General features: G+C 66.5%; 18 protein-coding genes. 6 read left to right on the top strand and 12 right to left on the bottom strand.

The window, feature by feature from the left end; translation table 11 throughout:
- Nucleotides 1–44: 44 nt before the first annotated feature.
- The 4 genes from infB to rimP form a co-directional block, all read right to left on the bottom strand.
- A complete protein-coding gene (gene infB, locus MB901379_RS08260) occupies nt 45–2,819 on the bottom strand; it encodes a translation initiation factor IF-2 (protein ID WP_158016175.1) in 2,775 nt (924 codons plus the stop codon).
- Nucleotides 2,820–2,917: 98 nt separating this feature from the next.
- Nucleotides 2,918–3,148 carry a YlxR family protein gene (locus tag MB901379_RS08255; protein WP_232022020.1) on the bottom strand — a complete coding sequence of 77 codons (231 nt, stop codon included), beginning with the start codon at nt 3,146–3,148 and terminating at the stop codon, nt 2,918–2,920.
- A gap of 302 nt (nt 3,149–3,450) precedes the next feature.
- Entirely contained in the window at nt 3,451–4,494 is a 1,044-nt protein-coding gene (gene nusA, locus MB901379_RS08250) for a transcription termination factor NusA (RefSeq protein ID WP_158016173.1), read from the bottom strand.
- A complete protein-coding gene (gene rimP / locus MB901379_RS08245) occupies nt 4,491–5,033 on the bottom strand; it encodes a ribosome maturation factor RimP (RefSeq protein ID WP_158016172.1) in 543 nt (180 codons plus the stop codon). Before rimP ends, nusA begins: the two co-directional genes overlap by 4 nt.
- Nucleotides 5,034–5,246: 213 nt before the next feature.
- On the opposite strand from rimP, the gene MB901379_RS08240 reads away from it, so the two are divergent.
- The 4 genes from MB901379_RS08240 to MB901379_RS08225 all read left to right on the top strand — a co-directional run bounded on the left by MB901379_RS08240 (nt 5,247) and on the right by MB901379_RS08225 (nt 10,963).
- Nucleotides 5,247–5,780 (top strand): twin-arginine translocation signal domain-containing protein, encoded by a 534-nt coding sequence (locus MB901379_RS08240; RefSeq protein WP_158016171.1) that lies wholly within the window; start codon nt 5,247–5,249, stop codon nt 5,778–5,780.
- Complete coding sequence (locus tag MB901379_RS08235; protein ID WP_158016170.1) at nt 5,777–6,265, top strand: ferritin-like domain-containing protein; 489 nt, start codon at nt 5,777–5,779, stop codon at nt 6,263–6,265. Before MB901379_RS08240 ends, MB901379_RS08235 begins: the two co-directional genes overlap by 4 nt.
- 624 nt (nt 6,266–6,889) lie before the next feature.
- Nucleotides 6,890–7,513, top strand: a complete 624-nt coding sequence (locus MB901379_RS08230) for a TetR/AcrR family transcriptional regulator (protein WP_158016169.1) — start codon at nt 6,890–6,892, stop codon at nt 7,511–7,513.
- A gap of 180 nt (nt 7,514–7,693) precedes the next feature.
- Nucleotides 7,694–10,963, top strand: a complete 3,270-nt coding sequence (locus MB901379_RS08225; RefSeq protein ID WP_158016168.1) for a LuxR family transcriptional regulator — start codon at nt 7,694–7,696, stop codon at nt 10,961–10,963.
- A gap of 13 nt (nt 10,964–10,976) precedes the next feature.
- On the opposite strand, the gene MB901379_RS08220 is transcribed toward MB901379_RS08225, so the two are convergent.
- The 8 genes from MB901379_RS08220 to mqo form a co-directional block, all read right to left on the bottom strand.
- Nucleotides 10,977–12,722: a proline--tRNA ligase gene (locus tag MB901379_RS08220; RefSeq protein WP_158016167.1), complete on the bottom strand. Its 1,746-nt coding sequence runs from the start codon at nt 12,720–12,722 to the stop codon at nt 10,977–10,979.
- 142 nt (nt 12,723–12,864) lie between these two features.
- Nucleotides 12,865–14,457, bottom strand: coding sequence for an MFS transporter (locus tag MB901379_RS08215; RefSeq protein ID WP_158016166.1), 1,593 nt, complete (start codon nt 14,455–14,457; stop codon nt 12,865–12,867).
- Between the two features lie 33 nt (nt 14,458–14,490).
- Complete coding sequence (gene cobA / locus MB901379_RS08210) at nt 14,491–15,705, bottom strand: uroporphyrinogen-III C-methyltransferase (RefSeq protein ID WP_158016165.1); 1,215 nt, start codon at nt 15,703–15,705, stop codon at nt 14,491–14,493.
- Nucleotides 15,706–15,780: 75 nt separating this feature from the next.
- Complete coding sequence (locus MB901379_RS08205) at nt 15,781–17,163, bottom strand: cobyrinate a,c-diamide synthase (RefSeq protein WP_158016164.1); 1,383 nt, start codon at nt 17,161–17,163, stop codon at nt 15,781–15,783.
- Nucleotides 17,160–17,774 carry a cob(I)yrinic acid a,c-diamide adenosyltransferase gene (gene cobO / locus MB901379_RS08200; protein WP_158016163.1) on the bottom strand — a complete coding sequence of 205 codons (615 nt, stop codon included), beginning with the start codon at nt 17,772–17,774 and terminating at the stop codon, nt 17,160–17,162. Before cobO ends, MB901379_RS08205 begins: the two co-directional genes overlap by 4 nt.
- A gap of 21 nt (nt 17,775–17,795) precedes the next feature.
- Nucleotides 17,796–19,646 (bottom strand): magnesium chelatase subunit D family protein, encoded by a 1,851-nt coding sequence (locus tag MB901379_RS08195; protein WP_158016162.1) that lies wholly within the window; start codon nt 19,644–19,646, stop codon nt 17,796–17,798.
- The gene (locus tag MB901379_RS08190) at nt 19,643–20,113 is read right to left on the bottom strand and encodes a GNAT family N-acetyltransferase (protein WP_158016161.1); all 471 of its coding nucleotides are present in this window, start codon (nt 20,111–20,113) and stop codon (nt 19,643–19,645) included. The genes MB901379_RS08195 and MB901379_RS08190 overlap by 4 nt, the downstream gene beginning before the upstream one ends.
- Nucleotides 20,110–21,594, bottom strand: coding sequence for a malate dehydrogenase (quinone) (mqo, locus tag MB901379_RS08185; RefSeq protein WP_158016160.1), 1,485 nt, complete (start codon nt 21,592–21,594; stop codon nt 20,110–20,112). Before mqo ends, MB901379_RS08190 begins: the two co-directional genes overlap by 4 nt.
- 275 nt (nt 21,595–21,869) lie before the next feature.
- Here mqo and MB901379_RS08180 point away from each other — a divergent pair, with 275 nt between their 5' ends.
- On the top strand, nt 21,870–22,904 hold the full coding sequence (locus tag MB901379_RS08180) for an alpha/beta hydrolase (RefSeq protein WP_158016159.1): 1,035 nt from the start codon (nt 21,870–21,872) through the stop codon (nt 22,902–22,904).
- A 12-nt stretch (nt 22,905–22,916) separates the two neighbouring features.
- Nucleotides 22,917–24,296 (top strand): mycothione reductase, encoded by a 1,380-nt coding sequence (gene mtr / locus MB901379_RS08175; RefSeq protein ID WP_158016158.1) that lies wholly within the window; start codon nt 22,917–22,919, stop codon nt 24,294–24,296.
- Nucleotides 24,297–24,319 lie beyond the last annotated feature (23 nt).

Raw genomic sequence — 24,319 nt, 5'->3', positions numbered from 1 at the left:
ACGGCAGCTCCGTTGGCGGCCACCGAGTCGGACCGAGCGGCTCATCAGGCGCGTTCCTTCTGAACCAGCTCGTAAGACTCGATGATGTCGCCTTCCTTGATGTCGGAGTAACCCAGCGTCAAACCGCACTCGAAACCCTCGCGGACCTCGGTCACGTCGTCCTTCTCCCGACGCAGCGACTGAATCGAGAGGTTCTCGGTGACCACGATGTTGTCACGCAACAACCTGGCCTTCGCGTTACGGCGCACGACACCGGAGGCGATCATGCAGCCAGCGATGAGGCCGACCTTCGAGGACCGGAACAACGCCCGGATCTCGGCACGACCGAGCTCGACCTCTTCATAGACCGGCTTGAGCATGCCGCGCAGCGCCTGCTCGATCTCATCGATCGCCTGGTAGATGACCGAGTAGTAACGGATCTCCACACCCTCGCGGTTGGCGAGCTCGGTGGCCTTGCCTTCGGCGCGCACATTGAAGCCGATGATGATCGCGTCCGATGCCGACGCCAAGTTGACGTTGGTCTCGGTGATGCCACCGACGCCGCGGTCGATGACGCGCAGCGCCACCTCGTCGTCCACCTGAATCCCCATCAGGGCCTCTTCCAGCGCCTCGACGGTACCGGCGTTGTCGCCCTTGAGGATCAGATTGAGCTGGCTGGTTTCCTTCAGCGCCGAATCCAGGTCTTCCAGGCTGATCCGCTTGCGGCTGCGCGCCGCCAGCGCGTTGCGCTTGCGGGCGCTGCGCCGGTCGGCGATCTGGCGAGCGATGCGGTCCTCATCGACCACCAGGAAGTTGTCGCCGGCACCGGGCACCGAGGTGAAGCCGATGACCTGGACCGGCCGCGACGGTAGTGCCTCTTCCACGTCGTCGCCGTGCTCGTCGACCATCCGGCGGACCCGGCCATACGCGTCGCCGGCGACCACCGAGTCGCCGACCCGCAGGGTGCCGCGCTGCACCAGCACGGTGGCCACCGGGCCACGACCGCGGTCCAGGTGCGCTTCGATGGCAACCCCCTGGGCCTCCATGTCGGGGTTGGCCCGCAGATCCAGGGCCGCGTCAGCGGTCAGCAGCACCGCCTCCTCCAGCGCCTCAATGTTGGTGCCCTGCTTGGCCGAGATGTCGACGAACATCGTGTCGCCACCGAAATCCTCCGCCACCAAGCCGTATTCGGTGAGCTGTCCGCGAATCTTGGCCGGGTCAGCGCCCTCCTTGTCGATCTTGTTCACCGCCACCACGATCGGCACTTCGGCGGCCTGTGCGTGGTTGATGGCTTCCACCGTCTGAGGCATCACCCCGTCGTCGGCGGCGACCACCAAAATCGCGATATCGGTCGCTTTGGCACCGCGGGCACGCATTGCGGTGAACGCCTCGTGACCGGGCGTATCGATGAAGGTGATCGGCCGCTCCACGCCGTCGTGGTCGACACTCACCTGGTAGGCACCGATGTGCTGGGTGATACCGCCGGCCTCGCCCTCACGCACGTTGGCCTTACGGATGGTGTCCAGCAGGCGGGTCTTGCCGTGGTCGACGTGGCCCATCACCGTGACCACCGGCGGACGAGTCTGCAATTCCGACTCGTCCCCGGCATCTTCGCCATAGGTCAGGTCGAACGATTCCAGCAGCTCGCGGTCCTCGTCCTCGGGGCTGACCACCTGCACGTTGTAGTTCATCTCGCTGCCGAGCAGCTCGAGTGTCTCGTCGCCGACCGACTGTGTGGCGGTCACCATCTCACCGAGATTGAACAGCGCCTGGACCAGCGCCGCCGGGTTGGCGTCGATCTTCTCAGCGAAATCCGACAAAGACGCCCCCCGGGCCAACCGGATTGTCTCGCCGTTGCCGTGCGGCAACCGCACGCCACCGACGACCGGGGCCTGCATCGAGTCGTATTCCTGACGCTTCTGCCGCTTGGACTTGCGGCCACGCCGGGGTGCGCCGCCGGGACGGCCGAACGCGCCGGCCGCGCCGCCACGCTGCCCAGGACGGCCACCGCCACCGCCGCCACCACCGGGGCGGCCGCGGAATCCGCTTCCGGGCGCCGCGCCAACACCGCCGCCGCCGCGGTAGTTACCACCGCCGGAATCCGATCGGCCACCGCCTGGCCCACCGGGCCGGCCACCACCGGGGCGCGGCGCTCCGCTGCGTGGCGGGCGAGGACCACCGGTTGCACCACCGGGACGTGGCGGCATGCTGCCGGGAGAGGCGCCTGGCCGCGGCGCCCCCGGCCGGGGCGCACCGGGGCGCGGCGCCGGTGGCCGCGGAATGGGCCGGTCGACCGGCTGCGCGGACGAGAACGGGTTGTTGCCGACGCGCGGGGTACGAACCCCCGGCTTCGGCACGGGGCCCGGACGCGGCGCCATCCCGGGCGCGGGCGCCTTGGGAGTGGACGGCTGTCCGGGGGTCGGCGTCGGCGGTTGTCCTGGCAGCGGCGCCTTCGGAGGTGCGGGCGTCGCCGCCGCGGGCGCCGCCGGAGTGGCGGGCGCTTCGGTGTTGCCGACGTCGGCGGCCTGGGCGGGCCCGGCAGCCGGCGCTCCGTTGCCCACGGCCTTGTCGAGGGCCTGGTCCAAAGACTGGTCGGGAGCCTTGCCGGCGCTGACGCGGGGCGCCTTCTCGGGGGCCTTGACGGTGCCCTGGTCGGCGGCCTTGTTCGCGCCGGGCTTGTTGCCGCCAAAGGATTCGCGCAGCCTGCGAGCCACCGGCGCTTCCACGGTCGACGATGCCGATTTAACGAATTCGCCCTGTTCGCTCAGCCGGGCGAGAACTTCCTTGCTGGTAACACCGAGTTCCTTAGCTAACTCGTGTACGCGGGCCTTACCTGCCACTACATCTCCTGTCTATGAGGCGACAGTCGTGGGCCGCGCCTCGGGTCTTAGCTATGACGCATTGTCATCGGGACTTCACGTTGTGCTCATGTTCGTTGCTACCTGTTCTGTTGCTCGGTGGGGACGAGCGCATTCGGACCGCAAATGTGCTCGACCACCGTCGATGTATCCGGTGAACCGGTGATGCGCAGCGCTCTGGTGAAAGCCCGCCGCCGGATCGCTTGTTGTAGGCACTGCGGTACGGGATGCAGCCACGCACCCCGCCCCGGCAGACACCTGGTCGAGTCAACGATCACGGCGTAGTTGCCGTTCCCGATCGACTCAGCCACCACTCGAAGCAGTTCGACGGCCAGCTCTCGCTTCCGGCACCCGACACACGTCCGCACCGGTCCGCAAGGACTCTCCGGGCGTCGGTGCGCCACGGCCGAAGGCTCGCGCTGGATCACGGCTCAGTCTAGCGTCAACCGATCGATGCTTAGAACCACCCGGGGAACCGTTGTCCGCCGCGGCGGGCCGGCACAACGATCGCCCCTTCTTTCCCGGTCTTTCCCAGGATCTGGACCCGGATGCGCCCCGCTGTGCGGCGGCGGCGGGTGGCGATGTGCACTGCCGCGCGGTCGCGCCCACACGGCTAGCGGTCGTGCGCCATTCCGTGGCTGGTGCCATGTTCCGGCTGGCCGGCTTGATGCCCCGGCGAGTCACCACGGATGTCGATCCGCCACCCGGTCAGCCGAGCCGCCAACCGCGCGTTCTGGCCCTCCTTACCGATGGCCAGCGACAACTGGAAGTCGGGCACCACGACCCGGGCGGCCCGGGCGGTCTGATCTATCACTGACACCGAGACCACCTTCGCGGGCGACAACGCATTGGCCACGAAGCGGGCCGGGTCCTCGTCGTAGTCGATGATGTCGATCTTCTCGCCAGAGAGTTCGCTCATCACATTGCGGACCCGCTGGCCCATGGGTCCGATGCAGGCGCCCTTGGCATTCAACCCGGGTACGTTGGACCGCACCGCGATCTTGGAGCGGTGACCCGCCTCGCGGGCAACCGCCACGATCTCCACCGAGCCGTCGGCAATCTCGGGGACTTCCAGCGAGAATAGTTTGCGGACCAGGTTGGGATGGGTGCGCGAGAGCGTGATCAGCGGCTCGCGCGCACCACGGCTCACACCGACCACATAGCAGCGCAACCGGTTGCCGTGTTCGTAGCTCTCGCCGGGGACCTGTTCAGCGGCGGGGATCACACCTTCGGAGGCCTTTGTCTCGCTACCAACCCGCACCACTACCAGCCCGCGCGCGTTGGCTCGGCTGTCGCGTTGGATCACCCCGGCAACGATCTCCCCTTCCCGGGTCGAGAATTCACCGAAAGTGCGCTCGTTCTCGGCGTCGCGGAATCGCTGCAGCATCACCTGACGTGCGGTAGTGGCGGCGATACGGCCAAAGCCCTCGGGTGTGTCATCCCACTCGCTGATCAGATTGCCGTCGTCGTCCACCTCACGAGCCATCACCCGCACCACGCCGGTTTTGCGGTCGATCTCAATGCGAGCGTCGGTCTGATGACCTTGGGTGTGCCGGTAGGCGGTAAGCAGCGCCGATTTGATCGTTTCGAGTAACTCGTTGACCGAGATGCCCCGGTCCACCTCGATCGCATGCAGCGCGGCCATGTCGATGTTCATGCTCCGGCCTCCGTCCCAGCGGCCCGCCCCACCTCGGACTTGGTCGCCAGCTCCATCTCCGCGGACGCTGGCGGCGAAAACTCAACCTGCACAACAGCTTTAATAATCGAAGAAAGCGCAATTTCACGGACCGCCCAGTCCCGGCCCCGCCGCACCACCAGCGCGAGCAGGTCGTTGCGTACCTCGCCGACTCGCCCGGTCAGCTGCGATCCGTCCGACAACGCGAGTTCGACCTTGCGTCCGCGCGCCCGACGGAAATGCTTCTCGCTGGTCAGCGGGCGATCTACCCCCGGAGAACTGACCTCAAGGGTGTAGCTGCCGCGAATGTCAGCCAGGCCGTCCAGCAAACCCGAGGCAGCACGCGAGAGCAACGCTACGGTGTCCAGGTCGAGTGCGGTGTCGCCGTCGGCGATCACGGTGATCCGCGGTGGCCGGGCGCGGGTGTCGATGACCACGTCTTCGATCTCGTAGCCGGCGCGCGCAAACTCACCACCGAGTAGCTCGATCACCTGCGTCTGCGAAGGTAGCCCGGTGGTCACGGCGAGCTCCTCATCTTGAGTTGTTCGGTCGGTTGGCGGATATCGCCGCCAGCCGGCTTCCGACGTCCCATCGGCGCGCAAGCCCGGTGGTTCACGGAAACCAGCTACCAACGATACGCCAGGAATCGCAGCTGCAGCGTTGATCGTGTCGTCGAGGTCGCGGCTCGCCGTCCCTGATCGTGCCCAAGCTGGCCCCAATGGCAGGATGTTGCTGTGTTCAGAGCTGTGGCCGGCGTCAACAGGCGGGACGTTCTCGCCGGCAGTGCCGCGCTCGCCGCGCTAGGCGTGGTGGTGTCCGCCTGCGGCGAGTCTCCGCCCAAGCCACCCGCTGTCGAAGAGCTTCTGGCGCCCTTGGACCAGGCCCGCCGCGACAGCGCGTTGGCTTCGGCCGCCGCCGGAGCGATCGGAAACCCCCCACAGATCGCGGCCGCGCTGACCGTGGTCGCCAGTCAGCGCGCCGCGCATGCGCGAGCCTTGGCCACCGAAATCGCTCGGGCCGCCGGCAAGCTGGCATCGGCAACCAGCGAGACGAGCAGCGCAAGCGCCAGCCCCAGCGAGACCGAGGCACCGCCACCTCCACCCCCTCCGCTGTCCGACGTGGTCGACTCACTGCGCAAGTCGGCCGAAGATGCCAGTCGTCTGGTCGCCACTTCGTCGGGCTACCGCGCCGGGCTGCTCGCCTCCGTCGCCGCCTCGTGCACCGCGTCCTACAAGGTCGCGCTCACGCCTGGGGGTCCATCCATATGACCTCATCGGAACCGAGCTTCGGCGCCAGCCCGAAGCGCTCCCCCTCCGGAAAACAGGGCGACACCGCCGCGTTGAGCGAAGCGCTCGCGGTTGAGCACGCGACGATCTACGGCTACGGCATCGTGTCGGCATTGTCGCCGCCCAGCGTCAACGACCTGGTTGTCGAGGCATTCACCCAACACCGGCAACGTCGTGACGACGTCATCGCCATGCTGGCCTCCCGCAAGGTCAACCCGCCGGTCGCGGCCGCCGGCTACCAGTTGCCCAACGACGTGCGCAGCGCAGCCGACGCCGCACGGCTGGCCGCCCGGATGGAGAGCGACGGCGCGACCGCCTGGCGTGCGGTGGTCGAGTACGCCGACACCGCGGACGATCGGGCGTTCGCCGCGACGGCCCTGACCGAAAGCGCGGTAATGGCCGCCCGCTGGAATAAGGTGCTGGGCGCGTGGCCGATCACCGCCGCTTTTCCCGGCGGAAACGAGTAGCAAACCGGACATGCCTTTAGGGCATGCCTTTCTCGGGATTTTTTGCGACCCGACTTTGCATGCGCCGGCCGAGCACCGATTTGTATCGCGCCGTTTCTCGCAAAAACCAGACGCCCGTCAATAATGCGAAAAAGCTGTAAATTACATGCAAGAATGCTGTAAATCGCGCAGCGTGCGGCCCGGTGGCAACTAAGCGGTGGCCACACCCCCCACTCCAGAGACCACCCACTCACGATAGATCAAGCCACCTTTTCCCAGTTCATCTGCCACACAGCGGAAAATGCGTCAGCGTATCAACGTATGACCTACGCACATATCAGCAAATGACCTACGACCCCCCTTGGTGAATTTACGCGTCGTGGCCGATGGCATTTGCACACTCACCTGACACATTCAAAAGCACGGACTTTCGGCAACGAAAGCCGCGGTGGATTAAAAACCCAAGACAATATCGCACCAGCCGCCACGCGGGCCGCCACCCCCGCGCTGAAGGCATAGCAACAGGCACGTGCCTATTCGGAACAAGCCGGAATCGCATTACGCAAGATCAGCGTGGAGCTGGGATTCGCGATTACGGCTGCGTTAGGCCGCCCTGATGCGGCAGGGAAAGGACCACGGAGCACCATGACCGACAACACAGCGCGCCGGCCACGCGGACGACCCCGCGGCACCAACTCCACCACTCGCGAACAAATTCTCGCCAGCGCTCGGGAGCTGTTTGCGCGCAACGGGATCGACCGAACCTCGGTGCGGGCGGTGGCGGCCAACGCGGGAGTGGACGCCGCGCTCGTATACCACTACTTCGGAACCAAACAACAGCTTTTCACCGCTGCCATCCGCGTTCCCATCGACCCCATGCAGGTGCTGGGACCGATGCGGGACACCCCGGTCGAAGAACTCGGGTTCAAACTGCCGTCGGTGCTGTTGCCGCTGTGGGACTCCGAAGCCGGCACCGCGCTGATGGCCAGCCTACGATCGCTGATAGCCGGCGGCGACGTAAGCCTGGCACGCTCCTTCTTGCAGGAAGTGGTCACCGCCGAGGTGGGCGCCAGGGTGGACAACCCACCTGGCACCGGCATGATCCGCGCGCAGTTCGTCGCCTCCCAATTGCTGGGCGTCGTCATGGCCCGCTACATGGTTCAGATCGAGCCGTTCGCGTCGATGCCGGCCGAGCACATCGCGCAAACCATTGGCCCGAACCTGCAGCGCTACCTCACCGAGGAGCTGGCGGACCTGCAAGCGATCTGACCTGGCATCGCGTTGCCATCGGCCAGCTGATCGCCTAGGCACGCCCCGACCGGGTTCGCGCCCGGGCCTATCGCCGACCATTCGGTCCGGCACATTTTGGCCGGTGTCACCCACAGTCGAGTTATGCGCAGTCAGCGCAGGCTGACTAGCATGACTGAACCACGGTGAGGCGATGAGGGCGTGAGCAAGTTGCTGCCGATAGGCACGGTGACACTGCTACTGGCTGATGTTGAGGGATCAACCCGACTTTGGGGAACTCAACCTGCCGAGATGCGTGCTGCAGTCACGCGCCTCCACGCAGCACAGTCCGACGCGGTCGCATCCCATGACGGGGTGCTGCCGGTCGAGCCGGGCGAGGGCGACAGTTTCGTAATCGCTTTTGCGCGCGCCTCGGACGCGGTAGCCGCCGCGCTGGCGTTGCAGCGAGCTCAGTTGGCCCCGATCCGGCTGCGCATCGGGGTGCACACCGGCGAGGCGGAGCTGCACCAGGCGGGCTACTACACCGGCCCGACCGTCAACCAGGCCACTCTCCTCCGTGATCTGGCGCATGGGGGCCAAACGGTGCTCTCGGGTGCCACCGAGGACCTGACCGTCGATCGACTGCCCGACGGAGCCTGGTTGATCGACCTGGGGAACCACCCGCTGGGCGACCTTCGTCGTTCCGAGCGAGTGGTGCAGCTCTGTCATCCGGATCTGCAGATCGAATTCCCGCCCCTGCGGACCACCTTGCGGACCACCGATGTCGATGTGGCGCACGGCTTTCCCGTACAGCTCACGAGCTTCATCGGGCGCGCCGCGCAGATCGACGAAGTCCGCCGGCTCGTGGCCGACCACCGATTGGTCACCCTGACCGGCGTGGGCGGCGTCGGCAAGACACGGCTGGCGGTGCAAGTGGCCGCTCAGGCCGCCGGCGAGTTCGGCGGTGCGTGGTATGTGGATCTAGCACCGATCACCGACCCTGATCTGGTACCGGCCACCCTGGCACGTGCGCTGGGCCTGCGCGATCAGCTCGGCCACCCCATCACCGACACAATCCTGTCGTTCCTGCGCGCGCGTCGAGCACTGTTATTGCTGGACAACTGTGAGCATCTGCTCGATGCGACCACCGCGTTGGTGGTGGCCGTGCTGGAAACGTGTCGGGGCGTGTCCCTGCTGGCGACCAGTCGTGAGCCGCTCGGTATTGCGGGCGAGGTGCGCTGGCGGGTGCGCTCACTGCCGGTGAGCGACGAAGCCTGCCAGTTGTTTTGCGATCGGGCTCGACGGGTCCGGCCGGATTTCCGCCTCATTGGTGACCATGCCACCGCGGTAGTCGAGATCTGCGAACGGTTGGACGGCTTGCCGTTGGCGATTGAGCTGGCGGCGGCCCGGGTGCGGGGGCTGTCCCTGGGCGAGATCATCGATGGTTTGCGTGATCGGTTCCAACTGTTGACCGGCGGCGCGCGCACCGCGATGGCTCGCCAACAAACGCTGCTGGCCTCGCTGGATTGGTCGCACACGCTCCTCAGCGAGCATGAGCGGGCGTTGTTTCGCCGCCTGGGAGTGTTTGTCGGTGGCTTTACCCTGGACGCCGCACAAGCGGTCGCGGGGGGCGCGCATGTCCAGCGCTATCAAGTACTTGACGAACTCATGCTGCTCGTCGACAAGTCGCTAGTGGCCGCCGACGACAGCGGCGGTCGCACGCGCTACCGGCTGCTGGAAACCGTGCGCCAGTACGCGCTGGAAAAGCTCGACGAGTCCGGCGATGCCGACGACGTACGGATGCGCCACCGCGACCACTACGCGATGCTGGCCGGCCTGCTCGACGTCCCGGACAGCGCCGACTACCAACGCCACATCGAGCAGGCCGATACCGAGATGGACAACCTGCGCGCCGCCTTCGGGTGGAGTCGCGAAAAAGCAGACATCGAGATCGCGTTGACGCTGGCGTCCTCGCTGCAGCCGGTGTGGTTGACACGCGGGCGCATCCGAGAGGGACGGACCTGGTTCGACACCGTACTTGCCGACACGGACCACGATATTTACGCGATTGCACCCGCGGTGCGCGCCCGGGCGCTGGCCGACCGGGCCATGCTGGACATCTTTGTCGACGCAACCGCGGGCATGGCACAGGCCCAACAGGCTCTGGCTATCGCGCGCGAAGTCAAAGACACGGCCCTGCTGGCCCGTGCCCTTACGGCCTGCGGCCTCATCTCCGTCGTTGGTGCCTCCGTCGAGGTGGCCGCGCCGTACTTCGACGAGGCTCACGGCCTGGCCCGCCGCATCAACGACCGGTGGCGACTGAGCCAGATCCTTTCCTTCCAGGCGGTCGATGCGATCCTGGCGGGTCGCCCGATCGCGGTGCGCAAAGCCGCGGAGGAAGGGCGCGATTTGGCTAACGCCATCGGTGATCGATCCCGCTCGCGGTGGTGTCGACTGTGTCTCGGGTTCGCCCAGCTGATGCAGGGCGAACTGGCCGGGGCCGTCGCGCAATTCCGCGAGGTCGCGAACGAGGCCGAGGAATCCCAGGACGTGATGCACCGGGCGAACAGCCTGCAAGGCCTGGGCTACGCCTTGGCATACCAAGGTCACATCGACGCGGCGCGCGAGGCGGCCGACGCGGCCCTGGAGGCCGCCGGGCTGGGCGAGTACTTCGCGGGGATGGGCTACTCCGCGTTGGCCACCGCGGCCCTGGCCGCCGGCGACGTGGTGACCGCGCGAGAGGCCAGTGAGTCGGCATGGCACAACCTGGGCGTGGCCATGCCGCAGTCGACAGCGGTGCAGCGCGCGTTCAGTGCCCAGGTCGCGCTTGCCGCAGGCGATCTCGTCGCGGCGCGGCGCTGGAGCGACGAAGCCGTACAGACCGCGGCCGGCCGGCACCTGGCGGTGGCGCTGACGGCGAGAACCCGCATCGCAATCGCTGAAGGCAAACGAGACGACGCCGAACGCGACGCCCGGCGCGCGCTGACCTGTGCGGCCGATCTTGGGGCCTACGTGGACCTTCCCGACGTGCTCGAGTGCCTTGCCGGCCTCGCCAGCGACGCCGGAAGTCACACCGAAGCGGCGAGGTTATTCGGAGCCGCCGAGGCGATTCGGCAACGCATCGGCCTCGTCCGCTTCGGGGTCTACCAAGCCGGCTACGAGGCCTCGGTGACCGCGCTGCGGGATGCGATGGGCGAGCTGGACTTCGATGCCGCCTGGGCGGAGGGCGCGGTGCTGTCGACCGAAGAGGCGATCGACTACGCCCAGCGACTCCGTGGCAGACGCAAGCGGCCGACCAGCGGCTGGGAATCGCTCACGCCGGCCGAGTTCGACGTGGTGCGATTGGTGGGCGAGGGATTGACCAACAAAGACATCGCGACTCGACTTGTCGTATCGCATCGGACCGTACAAACCCACCTGACCCACGTCTACAGCAAGCTCGGGCTGACATCGCGAGTTCAGCTCGCAAAAGAAGCCGGCAGCCGCACCTGAGCAAGCACCACGTCTAACCAGATACGGCCGTCGTGATGTCCACCGCGGCGGTGTCGATCGCCAGCTCACGGGTCTGCCCGGTGAACCGGTCACGCAGTTCGACCACGCCGTTGGCCCAGCCGCGTCCCACCACGACGATCCACGGCATCCCCAGCAGCTCGGCGTCCTTGAACTTGACGCCGGGCGACGCCTGGCGGTCATCGAGCAGCACCCCAACACCCAACCGATCCAATTCGTCGGCCAGGGCCGTGGCTCCGGCACGAGCCTGCGCATCCTTGTTGGCGATCACCAGGTGAACGTCGAACGGAGCAATCGCCGACGGCCAGCGCAGGCCCAGTTCGTCGTGATGTTGCTCGGCGAGCACGCCGACCAGTCTCGACACCCCAATCCCGTAGGAGCCCATGGTCAGCCGCACCGGCTTGCCGTCCTCGCCGAGCACGTCGGCGGCAAACGCGTCGGTGTACTTACGACCCAGCTGGAAGATGTGGCCTATCTCGATACCGCGCGCCATGACCAGCGGACCGGCCCCGTCCGGGGAGGGATCGCCCGCACGCACCTCGGCGGCCTCGATGGTGCCGTCGGCGGTGAAGTCGCGCCCGGCGACCAAGCCCACCACATGCCGACCGGGCTCGTCGGCGCCGGTGATCCAGCTGCTGCCGTCGACCACGCGTGGGTCGACCAGATAGCGCACATCGTTCTTCTGTAGTGCGTTCGGGCCGATATAGCCCTTGACAAGGAAGGGGTATTTGGCGAAGTCGCTGTCGTCGAGCAAGGCGAACTCCGCCGGTTCCAGCGCCGCCCCCAGTCTCTTGTCGTCGACCTCCCGGTCGCCAGGCACACCGATGGCGAGCAGCTCCCAGTCCTGGCCCGGCTGGCGGACTTTGACCAGGACGTTTTTCAGGGTGTCCGCGGCGGTCACCGTGCGCCCCAGACCCGCCTGGTTCGCCCAGTCGACCAGGGTGGCGATGGTGGGGGTATCACCGGTGTCGTGAACAACCGCTTCGGGCTGCCCCTCGATCGGCAGGCTCTCGGGGCGCGAGGTGACGACCGCCTCGACATTGGCCGCGTAACCGGATTCCAGGCACCGCACGAAGGTGTCCTCGCCGATCGGGCTTTCGGCCAAGAATTCCTCGGAGGCGCTGCCGCCCATTGCGCCGGACACCGCCGACACAATGACATAGCCCACCTGCAGTCGATCGAAGATGCGCTGGTAGGCCTCCCGGTGGGCGTGGTAAGACGCTTTGAGCCCGGCAGCGTCGGTGTCGAAGGAGTAGGAGTCCTTCATGACGAACTCTCGGGCACGCAGGATACCCGCCCGTGGCCGCGCCTCGTCGCGGTACTTGATCTGAATTTGATACAGCGTCAGCGGGAAGTCCTTGTAGGAGCTGTACTCGCCCTTGACGGTCAGGGTGAACAGTTCTTCGTGCGTCGGGCCAAGTAGGTAGTCGTTGCCGCGGCGGTCCCGCAGGCGGAAGACCCCGTCGCCGTATTCGGTCCAGCGGTTCGTCGTCTCATACGGCGCCCGCGGCAGCAGCGCGGGAAACAAAATCTCCTGGCCACCGATCGCGTTCATCTCCTCGCGCACGACACGTTCGATGTTGCGCAGCACGCGGAGCCCCAGCGGCAGCCAGCTGTAGAGCCCGGGTCCCACGGGCCGGATGTATCCGGCGCGAATCAGCAGTTTGTGGCTCGGCACTTCGGCGTCGGCGGGGTCGTCACGCAAAGTACGCAGGAACAGCTCGGACATCCGGGTAATCACAGGCGGCAAGCCTAGTGGCGGTCGGGGACCCGGTGACCACGCGGGCCACATCCGCGCGGGTGCGGCGGCCTTCCGGCGCGGACTTCGACGCTCTTGGGCGCGGCGTCGGTCACGGTGGGCACTGCGCTAGCCCACCGCGGGGTTACAGCTCCCCGGCGTCGATCGCTTCCTTGACCTCTTGGGCGTGGGCAACCTGCTCGGGGGTGTAGCCGATAAACAGCGCCATAAGACCGACGATGACCGCCGCCCCGGCAACCCACAGCAGGCCGTAGGTGTAGCCGTGGTCCAGGGCGCCCAGTTGCAGGTCGTTCATGAACTTCACCGGGCCGGTGGTGCCGCCCAGGTACAGCGTGCGCGACGTGATGACGGCCTGGATAACGGCCAACACCAGCGGCCCGCCCAGGCTCTGCAGCATCAGCGCGATCGCCGACACCGGGCCGATCTGGTCGAAGCCCACACCGGCGATCGCCGACAGGGTCAGCGGGACGACGACCATGCCGATCCCGATGCCGCCGACGACGATCGGCATGACCAGGTTGGGGAAGTAGGGCACGCCGCGTTGCATGAACGCCGAGCCATACAGCATCGCGGCCAGCAGCAGCCAGCCGCCGCCGATCGTCAACACCCGTGGCGAAAACCGTGACACCAGCTGCGAGGAGACACCCAGGCCAATGCCCATGGCGATGACGAACGGGATAAAGCCGACACCCGCGCGCAGTGCGCTGTAGCCGAGAATGTCCTGCACGTACAGGCCGATGCAGACGGTCAGACTGAACATCACGCCGCCGGCCAGCAGGATCGCGCTGAACGTGACCAGCCGGTTGCGGTCGCGGAACAAGTGGAAGGGCACGACGGGGTTTTCGGCGGTGCGCTCGACCACGACGAACGCGATGACCGCACCCAACGCGACCACGCCCGAACCAAGGGTGGTGATTGAGAGCCAGCCCTTTTCGGGCCCCATCGAGAAGGCGAAAACCGCGGCGGTGCAAGCCAGCGTGGCCAGCATGGCCCCGGCGGCGTCGAGCTTCATCCGCTCACGGTTGGTTTCCCGCAGTGCGGTACGGGCCAGGTAGATCATCACCAGCCCGATCGGCACGTTGACCATGAACGCCAGCCGCCACGAGACCTCGGTCAGCGCGCCGCCGACCACCAGGCCCATCACCGAGCCGATCGCGGTCATCGCGGCAAACACCGCCGTCGCGGCGTTACGCGCCGGCCCCTTGGGGAACGTGGTCGCCACCAGCGCCAAACCGGTCGGCGATGCGATTGCCGACCCCACGCCCTGCGACAGCCGCGCGACAACCAACGTTGCCTCGTCCCAGGCAACCGCGCACAGCACCGAGGAGATGGTGAACAGTGCCACGCCGACGATGAAGGTGCGCTTGCGCCCGATGGTGTCGCCGAGCCGGCCGCCCAGCAGCATGAGCCCGCCGAAGGTCAGCACATAGGCGGTGATCACCCAGCTACGGCCGGCGTCGGACAGGCTCAGCTCGTCCTGGATCTTAGGAAGCGCGACGATCGCGACCGTGCTGTCCATGGTGGCCAGCAGCTGCATCCCGCCAATGGCGATGACCGCGGCAATAAAGCGACGAGAGGGCAGCCAGGTCGGGTAATACCTGCTAATGCGCTGTGGGGCGGTCTCCGCCGAGCGCGAAGAGCGGGCCGACGTCGAACGCTCTTGCCGCTCCGACGTCCAATTGTGGGCTGCCCGCTCTGTGTCGTTGAGAGCCGTCATAGCGGGTTACCTTACAGTAATCTTAAGAATCGTTTAAACCCCGAACGCGGCGACAGCCCCGATAACGATGATCGCCGGAGGTCGAATCCCCTCCGCGCGGACCTTCTCCGGCGTGTCGACAAGCCTAGCCCGCAACGTGTGCTGAGCGGGCGTCGTCCCATGCTGAACGACTAACACCGGCGTATCCGCAGGTCTACCGCCTTTTAGTAGGGCGTCGACGAAAAGTTCGATGCGTTCGACCGCCATCAGCAAAACAATCGTGCCCGACATCGAAGCCAATGCATTCCAATTCACTAACGATTCGGGGTGGTCGGGCGCGATATGGCCGCTGACCACCACAAATTCATGATTTGTGGCCCGATGAGTGACCGGAACGCCCGCCAAAGCGGGCACAGCTATGGCACTTGTCACACCTGGCACCACGGTCACCGGAATCCCGGCTTCGGCGCATGCCAACACCTCTTCATAACCGCGCGCGAAGACGAACGGATCGCCTCCTTTTAGACGCACCACGAACTTCCCGGATCTGGCCCGGTCGATCATGACGGCGTGGATGGCGTCCTGGGCCATGGCCCGGCCGTACGGGATCTTGGCTGCGTCGATCACCTCCACGTGTGGCGGCAGCTCGGCGAGCAGTTCGGGCGGCGCCAGCCGGTCCGCGACCACAACGTCGGCCTGGGCCAGCAGGCGCCGGCCTCGGACGGTGATCAGTTCGGGGTCACCGGGGCCGCCTCCGACCAACGCCACCCCGCCGCGGACGACATCGGTGCTGTCCGCGCTTTCCGGGCCTTCCGGGGTGATGAGCCCCTGCTGCAACGCCTCCCGGATGGCTGACCGGATCGCCGCCGAACGGCGGTGTTCCCCGCCGGCCAGCACCCCCACCGACAGTCCTGCGTAGCCAAACGTTGCCGGGGTGACCGCGGTTCCGTCGACCGCGATGTCGGCGCGCACGCAGAAGATCTGGCGGCGATCCGCCTCCGCGACGACGGCCGCATTCACCGCGGCGTCATCGGTGGCCGCGATGGCGTACCAGGCCCCCTCAAGGTCGCCGTTCCGATACTCACGCAACGACAACGTGATTTGGTCCATCGCCTCCACCGAGCGGGTGGCGCTGCGACAGATGACGTGCACGTCGGCGCCGCTGGCGATGAGAAGGGGTAGCCGACGCTGAGCAACGGTGCCCCCGCCGACGACGACGACCTTCCTGCCGCCCAGTCGCAGTCCGACGAGGTAGGGGCTCTCGGTCACCCGCCAAGCTTAGTGGTGACCACTGGCGCCGTTGTAACGCCAGGGCGAACTTCGGCGGCGTTTCTCGCCGCGCGGTTACGCGGGCGGCGTGCCCATAGCCGCGGCGGCGCGGGCAACGAAGCGGGCCACGGCTTGGGGGGTGGCCGCCGGGTGGGTGTGCAGATAGGACGCATGCACGCCGGCGTGCACGACGCCGTCTCGCACCACCTCTGCCTCCGGTCCTCGGTACACCCATGCCGGCTGGTAACCCTCGGTGAAGGTGACCGCGGTTCGGTGAAATTCGTGCCCCACCACCCGCTGGCCGGCCGGATACAGCGACGAATCGGCGACCGCAACCGCGTCTCGATATCCGAGCTTGAGGCGCTGGGTGAAGCGTGCCGATCCGGCCAGCACCCCACACATCGGATGCTCGTCGAGTTCGGCGGCCAAATAGATAAGGCCCGCACATTCGGCATGCACGGGCGCACCGGCGGTAGCCAATTCCTTGATTTGGCAGCGCACCGCGTCGTTAGCGGACAACTCCGCGGCGAACTGTTCGGGGAATCCGCCCGGCAACAGCACGGCGTTGGTTTCTTCGGGCAGCGCCTCACTGAGCGGATCGAACTCAACCACGTCGGCGCCGGCCGCCCGCAACAGCTCGGTGTGTTCGGCGTAGCCGAAACTGAACGCCTTGCCCGATGCCATCGCGACCGTGGCACGCCTGCCCAGTGGCCCGCCCACGGCCGTCACCGGATCCCACGGCGGATCCCCGGCGTGGCTTCGCGCGGCCGCCAGCACCGCGGCCAAATCGACATGCCGAGCCACGAGGGCGGTCATCGACTCGACCGCACGCCGCGCCCGGCGGCCGTACTCCGCGGCGGTCACCAGACCGAGATACCTGGTCGGCAGTTCCAATTCGGCCGTGCGCGGGATCGCACCCACCACAGGGACACCGGCCTGATCGCAGGCCTGGCGCAGCACCTGCTCGTGTCGGGCGGTCCCGACCCGGTTGAGGATGACCCCGGCGATCCGGGTCGCGGAATCGAACGTGGAGAAGCCGTGCAACAGCGCGGCCACACTGTGGCTCTGACCACGGGCGTCGACCACCAGGATCACCGGGGCCCCCAACAGAGCTGCCACCTGCGCCGTGCAGCCGGGCGCCGGGCTCGTCGCGGCCGCGCCGATCCGTCCGTCGAAGAGGCCCATCACCCCCTCGATCACCGCAATATCGGCGCCCCCGCAGCCGTGCGAATACAGCGGGCCGATGAGCCGCTCCCCCACCAGAACCGGGTCCAGATTACGGCCGGGTCGCCCTGCAGCCAGGGCATGGTATCCGGGATCGATGAAGTCAGGGCCCACCTTGAACGGCGCAACCGAATGGCCCGCCTGTCGTAGCGCCCCGATCAATCCCGTGGCGACGGTGGTCTTTCCGCTGCCCGACGCGGGGGCGGCGAGAACCACCGCCGGTACCGAGCTCACCACTCGATGCCCTTCTGACCCTTGCGACCCGCATCCATCGGGTGCTTAACCTTGGTCATTTCGGTGACCAGATCGGCGGCCTCAACCAGCCGCGGCGGAGCGTCACGCCCGGTAATCACCACGTGTTGGTGCCCGGGACGGGACGACAACGCCTCGACCACCTCGCCGACGTCGACCCAACCCCACTTGAGGGGGTAGGTGAATTCGTCCAGCACATAGAACTGGTGGCGCTGCGCCGACAGCCGGCGCGCGATCTCGGTCCAGCCGTCCGCGGCCGCCGCGGCGTGATCCTCGTCGCTGCCGGCCTTGCGGGACCATGACCAACCGGCGCCCATTTTGTGCCATTCAACGGCTCCACCAACCCCGTGTTGGTCGTGCAGTTGGCCGAGTTGATAAAACACCGCCTCCTCGCCGACTTTCCACTTGGCGCTCTTGACGAACTGAAACACCGCGACATCGAGGCCGGCGTTCCAAGCCCGCAGCGCCATACCGAAGGCCGCCGTCGACTTCCCCTTGCCGTTGCCGGTGTGGACCACCAGCAGCGGCATATTGCGCCGCGCCCGCGTGGTAAGTCCGTCATCGGGTATCTGAATTGGATTACCTTGCGGCATAAGCGATTGCCTTTCGCGACTTCACGCCACGCGACGGACGGCCTGCGTCAAATGGTCGGCGTGCAACTGTTCGAGACGCACGGCCGGGGCCCCCAACTGGCGAGCCAATTGGGCCGCCAGGCCGAGCCGCACATATGACATTTCGCAGTCGACGACGACCGCAGCGACCCCCTCCGCGAGCAGTCTGGTCGCGGCGATTCGGCTGCGCCCCAACGGGTCCGGTCCGGCGGTGGCTCGGCCGTCGGTGAGCACCACCACCAGAGCGCGTCGAGCGCGATCCCGCACCTTTTCCCGGATAACCAGCTCGCGCGCCGCCAGCAGACCTTCGGCAAGCGGCGTCTTGCCGCCGGTGTCGAACCTCGCCAGCCGCCTGCCCGCGATATGCGCCGACGATGTTGGTGGCAGCAAGATCCTGGCCTCGTTACACCGAAAGGTAATTACCGCCACCTTGTCACGTCGTTGGTAGGCGTCGCGCAGCAACGACATGGTTGCGCCGCTGACCGCGGCCATGCGATCGCGGGCGGCCATCGATCCCGATGCGTCGACGACGAAGATCACCAGATTGCCCTCACGCCCCTCACGAACGGCCCGCCGTACGTCGTCCGGCCGCGGTCGCAATGGCCCGGCGCTTGACGCGTGCTCGGCGGCCGCCAGCAGGGTGGCGAACAGATGCAATCCATGGGCGCCGGAATCGGTTTCGCTTGTCTCGGCGGGCGCCACCACACTGCCGGAGGCGTTCCGCGCTCGCGACCGTCGTCCCGGCGCGCCTTCGCCGACCCCTGGAACGGTCAGGGCGCGGGTACGGAACACCTTGCCGGGCGGGGCGCTGGGCTTGGGCGCTTGTGGTGGCTTCTGTTTGGAATTCTGTTGTTGAGGAGCAGAATCCACGTCAGCGGGCTGTCCACCGCCGGGCGGTTCAGGATCCGGCTCGGGCTGTTGCGGTGATTCGTCGGCGGTCCGCGCCAGCGCCTCGTCCAGCTGCTCGCGATCGATTCCGTGATCATCGAACGGGTCCCGGCGGCGTCGATGCGGCAACGCCAGTTCGGCGGCCACTCGGATGTCCTGCTCGGCGACGGTGTGTGCACCCCGCCACGCCGCGTGCGCAACCGCGGTACGGGCCACCACCAAATCGGCTCGCATACCATCGACATCGAACGCCGCACACAACGCCGCAATCTGTCGTAACTCATTGTCCGCCAGTACCACATCGTCGACTATCGCCCGTGCCTGGGCGATCCGTCCGGCCAGCGCCGCATCAGCGTCGAGATAACGTTCGGCAAACGCATCGGGGTCGGATTCGTAGGCCATCCGCCGCCGGATGACCTCCACCCGCACGTCCACATCGCGGGATGCCTGTACGTCAACGGTGAGACCGAACCGGTCCAGTAGCTGCGGACGCAGCTCACCTTCCTCTGGATTCATGGTGCCTATCAGAACAAAACGGGCCTCATGCGAGTGTGATATGCCGTCGCGTTCAATGTGGACCCGTCCCATCGCGGCGGCATCGAGCAGGATATCGACAAGATGATCGTGCAGCAGGTTGACTTCATCGACGTAAAGCACTCCCCCGTGAGCACGGCCCAGTAACCCCGGGGAAAACGCGTGCTCGCCGTCGCGGAGGACACGCTGCAAGTCCAGTGAGCCAACCACCCGATCCTCGGTGGCGCCCAGGGGCATCTCTACCAGCCCGGCGCCGGCGCTGCCCGTTGCCGCCGACAGCAACGCCGCAAGCCCGCGCACGGCAGTCGATTTCGCGGTGCCCTTCTCGCCGCGGATGAGCACCCCACCGATCTCGGGACGAACGGCCGACAACAGCAGCGCCAGCAGCATTTGGTCATGCCCGACGATCGCGCTGAACGGATAGGCCTTCACGTGTGTGCCGCCGGTCCGGATGCGGGCCGCAACATCGGCAGGTGCGGAATTCCGTCGTCGATGAAGTCGTCACCGTCGCGGACAAAACCGTGTTGGGCATACATGTCGGCCAGATAGAGCTGAGCGTCGATCCGGCATGGGTAATCACCGACCTCGGCCAGCGCGGCACGTAGCAGCCGAGTGGAATGGCCCTGGCCGCGGGCCGAACGCTTGGTACACAGGCGGCCGAGGCGAAACACCTTCTCACCGCCGGCGTGCTCTTCCATCAGTCGCAAGGTGCAAATCACCTCACCGTCGGTCGTCTCCAACCAGAAGTGCCGGGTCTCGGCCAGCAAATCGCGGCCGTCCAGCTCTGGATACGGGCAGGCCTGCTCCACCACGAACACCTCCACCCGCAGTTTGAGCAGCTCGTAAAGCGTCCGCGCATCAAGGTCTTTGGACCAGACGCGACGCAGTGCTTCGCTCATAGGCCGTCCAGCTGCAACGTCTTGGTGGTCCACGACCACACCTCGTCGTACAGCGCGGGCTCTTGGGCCAGCTTGGCGCCCAGCGAGGGCACCATTTCCTTGAGCGTAGGCAGCCACGTCTGGTAGCGGGAGCCAAAACACCGTTGCAAGACCTCGATCATGATCGGCACGGCCGTCGAGGCACCCGGCGACCCGCCCAGCAGCCCTGCGATGCTGCCGTCGGAATCACTCACCATGGTGGTGTTGAACTCGAGCACACCGCCCTTGCGCTGGTCGCGGCGAATCACCTGGACCCGCTGACCGGCCACGGTCAATTCCCAGTCCGAATCGACGGCGCTGGGCACAAATTCACGCAACATGCCGACCCGGTCTGGCGCGGAGAGCTGCAGCTGCCCAACCAGATAGCTCACCAGCCTGCGCTGGGACACACCGACACCGAGCATCGACAGCACATTGTTGCGCGTGATCGACCGGGGCAGATCACTGAAATGGCCGTGCTTCAAGAACTTCGGCGACCAGCCCGCGTACGGCCCGAACACCAGCCACGACCTGCCATTGACGAACCTCAAATCCAGATGCAACGCCCCCAGCGGCGGGGCTCCCGGCGACGGGACTCCGTACACCTTGGCCCCGTGGGCGGCGGTAAGCGCGGGATTGCTGGCTCGCAGAAACCGGCCGCCAATCGGAAAGCCGGCAAAGCCCTTGATCTCCTTGATCCCGGACTTCTGCAGCAACGGCAGTGCGTGGCCGCCAGCACCGACGAAGACGAACTTGGCAGTGATCTTGCGTTTTTCGCCGGTCCGGCGATTGCCGACGGTCAGCGTCCATTTGCCGTCGGACTCTTGGGACAGCTGACGGACCTCGTGGCCGAAAAGAGCGGTGGCGCCGCTGCGCACACAAAACCCGATCAGCTGGCGAGCCAGCGAGCCAAAGTCAACATCGGTACCGTCCTGGGCCCAGTTGAGCGCGACCGGCTTGGAGAAATCGCGTTTGGCGGCCATTAACGGCAGCAGCCGGGCAAACTCATCGGGATCATTGACGAATTGGGCGCCAGCGAACAACGGGTTGCCCGCCAGCGCCGCGTGGCGACGCCGCAGGTAGTCGACCCCCTGGGCCCCGCACACGAAACTCACGTGCGGGACGGCATTGAGAAAACTGGGGATATCGGTCAGGATGCCGTTCTCCACGGCGTATGCCCAGAATTGGCGGGTGACCTGGAACTGCTCGGCGACGTGTACCGCTTTGGCGATATCGATAGAGCCATCGGAGCGCTCCGGCGTGTAGTTCAGTTCGCACAAGGCGGCATGGCCGGTGCCGGCATTATTCCAGGGGCCGCTGCTCTCCGCGCCGACGGCGTCCAGCCGTTCGATCACGACGATCGACAAGTCGGGCTCCAACCGGCTCAGCAACGCCCCGAGCGTGGCACTCATGATGCCCGCTCCCACCAGCACGACATCAGCAGTCCTGGCTAGCTCTGCCACCGATTTGTTGGTCCTTCCCTCGGGCTTGCCGGTCCCCAAGGTTATCCCGACGGCCGCGGTCACATCCCCGCAGCCCGCCATGCCAGCGGCGCCCTGCGCTGGTCGCGCCGGGTAGCGGGTGGACCACCTCGCCACATCATCGCGGTGCGCTGCCGCTGGGCAAGGCCGCCCAACGCGTCGTCGCCAACCGGAAGCCGGGCCCCCGCCCGCGGCATCCCGCCCGGACTGGGCGACGCCGCACGACATCGGGGGTGACCACGCTCTAAGCTGACCCCGTGACTGGCTGGGTGCGCGACGTCCTGCCCGGCTACTGGCAGCACCAGATCCCGCTCGGGTCCGATCCGGACGGCGAGGCCGACATCGTCGCAACGCTGATCCGCCTCGGCCCGGAGGCACCCGCCACCCGCGGTGGGCGCGCGGTCCTGGCGATACACGGCTACACGGACTACTTCTTCCACACCGAGCTGGCCGAGCATTTCGCGCGGCGCGGATTTGCTTTCTACGCGCTGGACCTGCGTAAGTGCGGGCGCTCGCGGCTTCCGAACCAGACGCCGCACTTCATCACCGACTTGTCCCACTACGACCAGGAGCTAAACAAGGCTTTATCGATCATCGCCGAGCAGGCCGGGTCACCCAAAACTCTGATCTACGGGCATTCCGCCGGCGGCCTCATCGTCTCGCTGTGGCTAGACCGGCTGCGTCGGCGCGGCACGACCGACCACGCGGGGGTGGCCGGCTTGGTGCTCAACAGTCCCTTCCTCGATCTGCAGGGTCCGGCGATCCTGCGGCTGCAAGCGACCAGGGCATTCATCGCCGCCGTGTCACGAATGCGACCCAAGGGGGTGGCTCGCGCACCCCGTGAGGGCGGCTACGGCTCCACACTGCACCGGGACTACGACGGCGAGTTCGACTACAACCTGCAATGGAAACCGGTGGGCGGTTTCCCGGTCACCTTCGGTTGGATACATGCCACCCGCCGCGGGCAGACTCGATTGCACCGAGGACTAGACGTCGGAGTGCCCAACCTGATCCTGCGATCGGATCGCACGGTACGCGAACACGGCGACCCGGCCGCATTGCAACGCGGCGATGCGGTGCTCGATGTCACCCACATTGCCCGCTGGGCCGGCTGTATCGGCAACCGCAGCACGATCATCCCAGTGGCAGAGGCCAAACACGACGTGTTCTTGTCGCTGCCGGAGCCCCGCCAGGCGGCCTATCGCCACCTTGATCGCTGGCTGGACGAGTACCTCGGCGCACATGCCGACACCCCGAGGCGACGAGCCTCGGCACCATCGGGGAAAGGGTGAGGAGCCAAACACATGGAAACCTATGATCTCGCGATCATCGGAACCGGCTCGGGCAATAGCATTCTCGACGACCGTTATGCAGCCAAGCGGGTGGCCATCTGCGAGCAGGGCACCTTCGGTGGCACCTGCCTCAACGTCGGATGCATCCCCACCAAGATGTTCGTCTACGCCGCAGACGTGGCGGAGACAATCCGGACCGCGGCACGTTACGGTGTCGACGCGCACATCGACCGAGTGCGCTGGGACGACATGGTCTCCCGGGTGTTCGGCCGCATCGACCCAATCGCGCTCGGCGGCCAGGAATATCGGCGCTCCGCTCGCAATATCGACGTCTACGACGCGCATGCTCGGTTCGGTCCAGTACAGGCCGACGGACGCTATTTGCTGCGTACCGACGCGGGCGACGAGTTCAGCGCCGAGCAGGTGGTGATCGCCGCCGGCTCGCGTCCGGTGATTCCGCCGGCCATCCTCGCCTCCGGCGTCCCATTTCACACCAGCGACACCATCATGCGTATCGCCGAATTGCCGGAGCATCTGGTGATAGTCGGAAGCGGTTTCGTGGCAGCCGAATTCGCGCATGTTTTTACTGCGCTCGGAGTGCGAGTCACCTTGGTAATCCGCGGGAGCTGCATGCTGCGTCATTGCGATGACACCGTGTGCGAAAGGTTCACCCGCATCGCATCGACCAAATGGGAACTGCGCACCCACCGCAACATCGTTGCCGCCGAAAAGCGGGACGCAAGGCTAGCGTTAAAGCTCGACGACGGCGCGACGATCGATGCCGACCTACTGCTGGTGGCGACCGGCCGCAAGTCGAATGCCGATTTGCTGGACGCAGAGCAGGCTGGGATCGATGTGGAGGACGACCGAGTAGCGGTCGACGAATACCAAAGAACCTCCGCGCGTGGTGTTTTTGCGCTCGGCGATGTCTCATCGCCCTATCAGCTCAAGCACGTCGCCAACCACGAGGCCCGGGTGGTGCGGGAAAACTTGCTGCTCGACTGGGATGACACCGAATCGATGACCGCTAGCGATCACCGATTCGTGCCGGCGGCGGTATTCACCGATCCACAGCTGGCGGCCGTGGGACTAACCGAAAATCAAGCTGTGGCAAAGGGTTTTGACATTTCCGTCGCGATACAAGAATACAGCGACGTAGCCTACGGCTGGGCGATGGAGGACACCACGGGCTTTGTCAAACTCGTCGCCGAGCGCGGCAGCGGGCGTCTGCTGGGTGCGCACATCATGGGTCACCAGGCGTCGTCGATCATCCAGCCGTTGATCCAGGCGATGAGTTTCGGGCTGACCGCACCCGAGATGGCCCGCGGCCAGTACTGGATTCATCCCGCGCTTCCGGAAGTTGTGGAAAACGCGCTGCTGAATCTGCGCTGACGCACGCTACCGGATCTGCGCCG

Source organism: Mycobacterium basiliense, assembly GCF_900292015.1.
GTDB classification, from domain to species: Bacteria; Actinomycetota; Actinomycetes; order Mycobacteriales; family Mycobacteriaceae; genus Mycobacterium; species Mycobacterium basiliense.
Note: the sequence above shows the minus strand (reverse complement) of the source record. Positions and strands in the feature narration are given on the sequence as shown.